Below are 7,670 nucleotides of genomic sequence, written 5' to 3' on the forward strand. Positions count from 1 at the left end.
CCGCTCTTCCGATCTAGTTACTACGCCATAAGTTTAGTTTTTGCCCTGGATGGATCGTATAAGGTTCTTTTAAATTGTTATAGCGAATTATCTCATTCACGTCCTTATCCGTTATATAACTGATAAAGTAGAGCGTATCGCCTTTGCTCACCTCATAGAAGCTGCCGCGATAACTGCCACGAGAGACACTGTTGTAATCTTTATTTAGTCCGGAGACAGGCGCAGGATTTCTTGCCGTGCACCCGAGAAGAGCACTGACACAAACAATTACGACTAAGTTCCGGACTAAGCTTTTCATCGTTACGCAAGATCACCGGCAACGAGAGGGACAAAACGCACCATCTCTATATTCTCATAAAGATACTCACTGCCTTGCCGAGTGATCTTTATGAGCTGCTGCTCTTCTTCTCCCACAGGAATGATCATTCTTCCACCTTCCGCAAGCTGCTCGAGCAATGCCTCAGGTACGCTGTTTGGAGCAGCGGTAACAATAATGGCATCGAATGGCGCTTTATTGGCCCACCCTTTCCAGCCATCACCATGTTTGGTGGAGATGTTATACAGATCCAATTGCTTTAAACGTCTTTTGGCATCCCATTGCAACGCTTTAATTCTTTCAATGGAATGAACATGATCGACTAATTGCGCCAATACGGCGGTTTGATAACCCGAACCCGTACCAACTTCTAAGACCTTGCTGTTGCTTTTTAAACCGAGCAATTCTGTCATTTTTGCAACAATGTAAGGCTGAGAGATGGTCTGCCCTTGCCCAATAGGTAAAGCATTGTTGTCGTAAGCTTGATGAATCATTGCCTGAGAAACAAAGCTCTCTCGGGGAAGGTTATGAATGGCTTGTAATACTCGCGGGTCTTTAATACCACTCGCGACAAGAAACTCTATCAGCTTGTCTGCATGTGGGTTTGTCATAGTGCTTTTTCCTTAAACCAATGTTCCATAGCTCGTAAAGATTCGTGTGCGGTGAGGTCCACTTGAAGTGGCGTCACTGAAACCTGTCGTTTATCTACGGCATAAAAGTCCGTTCCCTCACCAGCATCTTGCTCTTTTCCTGGGGGGCCTAACCAATAAATATCATGCCCACGCGGATCTTGCTGCTTTATCATATTCTCAGCGTGATGACGGGCACCTAATCGTGTCACTTTGATCTCTAAATCATGGTGGCTATCGACATCTGGAATATTGACATTGAGCAATCGATTGGTTGGGATAGGCTGAGCCATATGTTGCTCGACGATATTTTTAGCCACTTGCGCAGCCACATCAAAATTGACCTTTCCTACTAATGAAAAGGCGATCGACTGCACCCCCAAAAAATGCCCTTCCATTGCCGCCGCGACCGTGCCTGAATAAAGCACATCATCACCAAGATTAGCACCGTGGTTAATACCCGTTAATACCAAATCAGGGAGATCATCTTTCATCAATTCATTCAGTGCAAAATGGACGCAGTCGGTTGGGGTTCCCTGAACTGAATATACAGAAGGTGATATTTCGTTCACTCTTAGTGGCTGCTCTAACGTCAATGAATTTGATGCCCCTGAACGATTACGATCAGGAGCAACAATCACTATCTCTGCGATATCTTTTAGTGCGTTCGCTAATGCATGGAGGCCTTTTGCGTGAACACCATCGTCGTTACTTAGTAATACTTTTAACTTTGGCTTCATATTCATTTTGCTTTAGTACACTCTCTCTACCACTTCTTCTTCCACCAACTCTCTAACAATAGAGGTCGCGAAACTCCCTGAATCTAATGAGAACGTTAATGTCACGCTGTTTTCATTATGTGTCCATGTGAAATTTTTAGGCTGTAAAAGCACAGCTCTGCGATCGTGTCGCATGCGATTGCCTCGAATCAAAGCCATTAAGTCCGGTTCACTGTCTAGGTTAGGCAGCTCTAGTTCTTGTGCTTTGCCCTTTGTTGGCAGCTCATTGTCACCGGCCATCGCTGCTGTAATTTGAATATCTTTTCGGCTCAGAGCTTGTTGTAGTGAGGCAATATTGTCCTCGGTCACTAAGCCCGATTCACTGCCTGAAACGACATCGCCCACCAATAACGTATCGAAGACACCTTGCTCTATACGAGCTGACACTATTTTGTTAAATATCCATGAACGAGCAGATGACAAATACAAGCTACGCTGATTCTGATTACGCGTTCGAACATTGTCACGCCCCCAACGACGAGCTTCCTCAAGGTTATTTCCCTGATGACCAAAACGTTGACTGCCAAAATAGTTTGGCACGCCCAGTTTTTCTATTTTTTCAATGCGTTCAATAACCTGTTCAACATTGGTGACATCAGACAAGGTTATCTCAAAATCATTGCCCGCAAGATCGCCTGGACGCAGTTTTTTGTTATGGCGCTGAGTGTCTAATATTTCAATGCTTGGGTATTGAGCCAAAAAAGCACTGAAGTCCGGAGTTTCGCCTGTCGGTAAGTGAACACTGAGCCACTGCTCTGTTACTGCATGGCGATCTTTTAATCCAGCCCAGCTAATATCTTTAGATTTGACCTGGCAGGCCTTAGCAAGTTCATTGGCAACGAAGCTGGTGTTCTCTCCCGTTTTTCGTATGCGTATCATCAGATGCTCACCAGAGCCTGTAAACTCATAACCGAGATCTTCACTGACTTTAAAATCTTCAGCTTTGGCTTTGAGTTTTGCTTTTGCGCTTGGTTTACCGTGTAAGTAATGAAACTGAGATAAAACATCTGACATAGTTTTCTTCCGTCACCGTGTGACTGTTTAATTGGGTTTTAACGTACCGCTACTGCAAGCGCTACTCTATTAATCATGCTTTTTCTATGGTGAGTGGCGTTATTTTTTCATGAGCAATACAACCGCTTCACACGCAATGCCTTCTTTCCGTCCAGTAAAGCCAAGCCGCTCTGTCGTTGTTGCTTTCACGTTGACATTGCTAAGATCCGTTTCTAAATCTTGAGCGATCGCCGCGCACATTGCTTCAATGTGTGGCGCCATTTTGGGTGATTGGGCCATGATAGTAATGTCTGCATTACCCAGTATATAACCTTGGTCTTTTACGCGACGATAAACATCTTTTAGCAGCTCTCGGCTATCAGCCCCTTTCCACTTATCATCGGTATCGGGAAAATGACGCCCGATGTCACCCGCGGCAATCGCACCAAGCAAAGCATCACTTAATGCGTGTAAAGCGACATCACCATCGGAATGGGCAAGGAGCCCTTGTTCGTAAGGAATCGCGACTCCACCAATAATGACGGGGCCTTGACCACCGAATTTATGCACATCAAAACCATGGCCTATTCGCATGACTCTTTTTCCTTATTATGGCTTAAATAAAACTCAGCCAAAGACAAGTCTTCCGGTTGAGTGATTTTAATATTGTCAGAACGGCCATGAACCAACGCAGGCGCAAGGCCGAGTCGTTCCATTGCCGATGCTTCATCGGTAATGGTTGCTTCAGCTTTTAACGCGTCATTGAGTGCGTGATAAAGCGAGCTTGTTCGAAACATTTGTGGCGTTAATGCATGCCATAGGTTATTTCGTTCGACGGTTGAGTCGATATTATTGGTGCTATCGGAGCGTTTCATTGTATCTCGTACCGGGCAAGCCAATATCGCGCCAACCTCATGGGCTAAAGCCGTCTCAATCAAACGGTCAATATCTTTGAGTTGTACGCAGGGCCTCGCGGCATCGTGGACTAACACCCATTCTGATACGTTTTCTTGATTCAGATACTCTAATGCGGATAACACAGAGTCAGCCCGCTCTTTTCCACCACTAACACGGATGACATTCGATTGATTGGCAATGGATAAACTTGAGAAATAAGGATCGCCATCTGTGACCGAGACAACCACCGTATCAATCTTAGGGTGAGAAAGTAGCTTAAGGACGGTGTGTTCTAAAATGGCCGTATCGTTTATCGTTAAATACTGTTTCGGACGATCAACCTTCATTCGGCTGCCCACGCCCGCAGCAGGCACGATAGCTACGATGGAGTTTGGGGAATGTTTATTTGGCATTCTAGTGTGATTCCTCTCCAATCAAGCGGTAGAAAGTTTCTCCTTCTTTTACCATACCAAGCTCATGTCTTGCTCGCTCTTCAATGGCATCTAAGCCTTGGCGCAAGTCATCAATTTCAGCAAACATTTCATCATTACGAGCACGAAGATTATCGTTCACTCGATGCTGAGCTTGAATCTCACTATTCACTAGATTGAAATCAATAATGCCGTTTTTGCCAAACCACAATGTGTACTGCAGCCAGCCGAACAGGAGTGTTAAGGTCAAAACAAAAATTCGCATAATCGTAACGCAGTAAAGGAGAAAGAGACTGAAAGGCAACATATATACCACAATGGCGCTTTTCAAGCGAGGTCGTACACACTAAGGATCCTTAACAAGCAAGGAATCCATTACAAACAGGGATCCGTTAGCAAGTGGCGCTCTTTAACAAGCACCACCTAAATGCAACAGACTCATTACGCCCTAGTTAAACAGTAAAAATGCAAACAATCCGAAGCCCAGTATTAGGCGGTATATGACAAACGGTGTCATACCCATACGTGAAATCAGTTTCAAAAATAGATGAATACAGATATAAGCACTGACAAATGACGTTACGATTCCTGTCATCAGCACACCTAAATGAACCGGCTCACCACTGGAAATAAGCTTTAGCCCCAAGTACCCGCCAGCCAGTAAGATGATCGGAATCGACATAAGAAATGAAAATCGAGCCGCCGCCTCACGAGTAAACCCCAAATACATTGCCGCTGTTATCGTGGCGCCAGAGCGAGAGGTGCCGGGGATCATTGCCAAGGCTTGTGAAACACCAATAAACAGTGATTTTTTCCAATCAGCTTGGTATTCGTCGTCGACCAAAGTGGCATTTTTATCGACATACCAAAGCAATAAACCAAAGACGATGGTCGTCGTAGCAATAACCCAAGCACTGCGTAAATATATTTCGATCAGATCTTTCATGAACAGACCAAACAGACAGGCGGGGATCGTCGCTAGAATGATCATCCAGGCCAGTTTTGATTCTTTACTTCGTTCGCCTTTAAAGATGGATCCTAAAAAAGCACTGAGTAGTGAGATCACTTCTTTACGAAAATAGATGATCACTGCGGCTAATGTACCCACATGTACAGCGACATCAAACGCTAAACCTTGATCTTCCCAACCCAAGACAGCAGAAGGTAAAATTAAATGCGCAGAGCTGGAAATAGGTAAAAATTCCGTCAGTCCTTGAATAAGGGCAAGGACAAAAGCTTCAATATAACTCATTAAAATCTCATTATTTCTTTAGTTCAAACCAGGGTTCAATACCGGTTAACGTGTCAAAATCAGTGGACTGGTTCCAAACCTGTTGGACCGTTCTTCCATCTAATGGAATGTGTAAATCAGGGCACAATTCATAAAGTGGTTGAATAACAAATGAGTATTTGAATATGTCACTTCTTGGTAATTGCGGATCACTTTCGCTCACCTCTTCCCCAAACAAAATGATATCAAGATCTAACGTTCGATCTTGATACTTTTGCGCAAAATCCGATCGACCCCAACGCATTTCAACGTTACGTAATGCTTGTGAAAGTTCCGTTAAAGAAAGTGCGGTTTTCATTTCTATTACAAGATTAAAAAAATTATCCCCGTCAAAATGAACTGGCGCACATTGATAGATCGTCGATAGCCTTAGTTCTTCACCTAACAAAGAAAGTTCATTGACCGCTGCCTCGACGTGTTTTTCACGTTCTACATTGGTTCCTACACCAATGTATGCGGTGATCATTGCTTGCCTCGCTCAATGATCACTCCCACACCTCGAGCTTGAGCAACCGCACCTGGCTTGGTTAAGCGAATTTTGATCCAAGGAACATTAAAGCGTCCCATGATCAACTCTGCCACTTCTTCAGCCACGCGTTCAACCAACAAAAACGTTCCGTGTTCAATATGCTTTAAAACAGCCTGACTCACTTCAAAGTAATCGAGAGCGTCCGCAACATCATCACTTTTTCCCGCAGGTTGATTATTGTGAGCCATTTCGATATCAAGAACGAGCTTCTGTTTGATCTCTTGCTCCCAGTCGTAAACACCGATGGTCGTAATCACTTCTAGCTGTTCAATAAATACTTTATCCATGATGGAGTCTGTCCTTTGTAGAGGTCGGATACCTAAGTAGGTCAAAACAACTTACTATCCTGAGGTAATCAATCACACTCACTTCTTCATATGAGAGTAGTGTGATGGTATGAATCACGATATGATAACAACTACTTGCTTTTAGAGCATCTGTTTCATAGCGCTCCTTTATTATTACCTAACTCTCCTAACTTCTATATAAGTTGGGGCTTTACACGAGTAAACACTGCATGAGCCCACTTGTTCTCACATTGATCATTTCAGCCTATCTGCTCGGATCGATCTCGAGTGCGGTATTGATCTGTCGAGTGTTGCGTCTTCAGGATCCCAGAGAAGTCGGTTCAAAAAACCCAGGCGCGACAAATGTACTACGAGTAGGTGGAAAGAAAGCAGCCGCTGCGGTGTTATTGTGCGATATGTTGAAAGGGACCATTCCTGTATGGGGTGGCTACTTCCTCGATATAGATTCGTTTCTTTTAGGCATCGTGGCGATCTCGTCCTGCCTTGGCCATATGTATCCTATCTTCTTTCACTTTAAAGGGGGGAAAGGAGTCGCTACAGCCTTAGGCTCGATAGCGCCTATTGGTCTAGGGCTCACCGGTCTCATTGTGTTGACTTGGTTATCGGTCGCGATTGTATTTCGTTATTCTTCTCTGGCTGCGCTGGTTACCGTACTTCTCACCCCATTTTATACCTGGTTGATAAAGCCGCAATATACCTTGCCTGTGGCCATGTTATGTTGCTTAATTGTGTTTCGTCATGGACCAAATATTCGACGTTTATTAGACGGCACCGAACCCAAAGTGGGCGAGAAAAAACAGGGATTAAAAAAGGCCTCATAATGAGACCTTAAAACAAACATCTAATTTTCACTCGTTATGCCGTTATGGATTTGAGCTAACCGGTTTAAGCTGGTCAATCGGCCAACGCGGTATCGCTTGCACCGACAAATCACTGGTCTCACCATTTTTAAGACGCTGCATACCCGCGTAAGCAATCATGGCGCCATTATCAGTACAAAACTCAGTACGCGGATAATAAACGTCACCACCCACTTTTTCCGCCAATTCACCAAGAGATTGACGAAGCTGTTTATTCGCACTCACGCCACCTGCAATCACAATGCGTTTCATGCCTGTTTGAAGTAATGCGCGTTTGCACTTAATCACTAACGTATCACACACGGCTTCTTGGAACGCATACGCAATATCGGCACGAGTTTGATCGTCGTTATCGTTAGCAGCAATGGTATTGGCTGTGAAAGTCTTCAAACCTGAAAAACTCATATCAAGCCCAGGTCTATCGGTCATCGGCCTAGGGAATTTGAAGCGCCCTTTAGTGCCATTCTCTGCCAATTTAGCTAATAACGGTCCACCTGGGTAATCTAGCCCCATGAGTTTCGCTGTTTTATCAAACGCTTCCCCAGCGGCATCATCCACCGATTCACCAAGAATTTTATATTCACCGACACCATGCACTTCCACCATCATGCTATGACCACCAGAGACCAGCACTGCC

The 7,670-nt window shown here is 44.5% G+C and carries 11 protein-coding genes and 1 pseudogene; 1 reads left to right on the forward strand and 11 read right to left on the reverse strand.

The window, feature by feature from the left end; genetic code table 11:
• Positions 1 to 16: 16 nt before the first annotated feature.
• From ACP45E_RS14645 to folB, 10 genes and pseudogenes are all read right to left on the reverse strand, one after another.
• A pseudogene (locus ACP45E_RS14645) lies at positions 17 to 298 on the reverse strand (LysM peptidoglycan-binding domain-containing protein); the annotation flags it as partial.
• A 2-nt stretch (positions 299 to 300) separates the two neighbouring features.
• Entirely contained in the window at positions 301 to 927 is a 627-nt protein-coding gene (locus ACP45E_RS14650) for a protein-L-isoaspartate(D-aspartate) O-methyltransferase (protein ID WP_017038218.1), read from the reverse strand.
• A complete protein-coding gene (gene surE, locus ACP45E_RS14655; RefSeq protein WP_017038219.1) occupies positions 924 to 1,685 on the reverse strand; it encodes a 5'/3'-nucleotidase SurE in 762 nt (253 codons plus the stop codon). Before surE ends, ACP45E_RS14650 begins: the two co-directional genes overlap by 4 nt.
• A gap of 12 nt (positions 1,686 to 1,697) precedes the next feature.
• Entirely contained in the window at positions 1,698 to 2,738 is a 1,041-nt protein-coding gene (gene truD, locus ACP45E_RS14660) for a tRNA pseudouridine(13) synthase TruD (protein ID WP_017038220.1), read from the reverse strand.
• Positions 2,739 to 2,837: 99 nt separating this feature from the next.
• Complete coding sequence (gene ispF, locus ACP45E_RS14665) at positions 2,838 to 3,311, reverse strand: 2-C-methyl-D-erythritol 2,4-cyclodiphosphate synthase (protein ID WP_017035167.1); 474 nt, start codon at positions 3,309 to 3,311, stop codon at positions 2,838 to 2,840.
• The gene (ispD, locus tag ACP45E_RS14670; RefSeq protein WP_017035166.1) at positions 3,302 to 4,027 is read right to left on the reverse strand and encodes a 2-C-methyl-D-erythritol 4-phosphate cytidylyltransferase; all 726 of its coding nucleotides are present in this window, start codon (positions 4,025 to 4,027) and stop codon (positions 3,302 to 3,304) included. The genes ispF and ispD overlap by 10 nt, the downstream gene beginning before the upstream one ends.
• Before the next feature lies 1 nt (position 4,028).
• Complete coding sequence (ftsB, locus tag ACP45E_RS14675; RefSeq protein WP_017038223.1) at positions 4,029 to 4,310, reverse strand: cell division protein FtsB; 282 nt, start codon at positions 4,308 to 4,310, stop codon at positions 4,029 to 4,031.
• Positions 4,311 to 4,493: 183 nt separating this feature from the next.
• Positions 4,494 to 5,297, reverse strand: a complete 804-nt coding sequence (locus tag ACP45E_RS14680) for an undecaprenyl-diphosphate phosphatase (RefSeq protein WP_017035164.1) — start codon at positions 5,295 to 5,297, stop codon at positions 4,494 to 4,496.
• Positions 5,298 to 5,307: 10 nt separating this feature from the next.
• Complete coding sequence (folK, locus tag ACP45E_RS14685; protein ID WP_017035163.1) at positions 5,308 to 5,802, reverse strand: 2-amino-4-hydroxy-6-hydroxymethyldihydropteridine diphosphokinase; 495 nt, start codon at positions 5,800 to 5,802, stop codon at positions 5,308 to 5,310.
• A complete protein-coding gene (folB, locus tag ACP45E_RS14690; RefSeq protein WP_017035162.1) occupies positions 5,799 to 6,152 on the reverse strand; it encodes a bifunctional dihydroneopterin aldolase/7,8-dihydroneopterin epimerase in 354 nt (117 codons plus the stop codon). The genes folK and folB overlap by 4 nt, the downstream gene beginning before the upstream one ends.
• Before the next feature lie 230 nt (positions 6,153 to 6,382).
• Between folB and plsY the strand changes: the two genes are divergently transcribed.
• Positions 6,383 to 6,994 carry a glycerol-3-phosphate 1-O-acyltransferase PlsY gene (gene plsY, locus ACP45E_RS14695; protein WP_017035161.1) on the forward strand — a complete coding sequence of 204 codons (612 nt, stop codon included), beginning with the start codon at positions 6,383 to 6,385 and terminating at the stop codon, positions 6,992 to 6,994.
• Positions 6,995 to 7,036: 42 nt separating this feature from the next.
• Here plsY and ACP45E_RS14700 read toward each other — a convergent pair.
• Positions 7,037 to 7,670: tRNA (adenosine(37)-N6)-threonylcarbamoyltransferase complex transferase subunit TsaD (locus tag ACP45E_RS14700; RefSeq protein WP_141707351.1), on the reverse strand; the 634-nt coding region annotated here is incomplete at its 5' end.

Origin of the sequence: Vibrio genomosp. F10 str. 9ZD137 (assembly GCF_049974785.1) — a bacterium.
Lineage (GTDB): Bacteria > Pseudomonadota > Gammaproteobacteria > Enterobacterales > Vibrionaceae > Vibrio.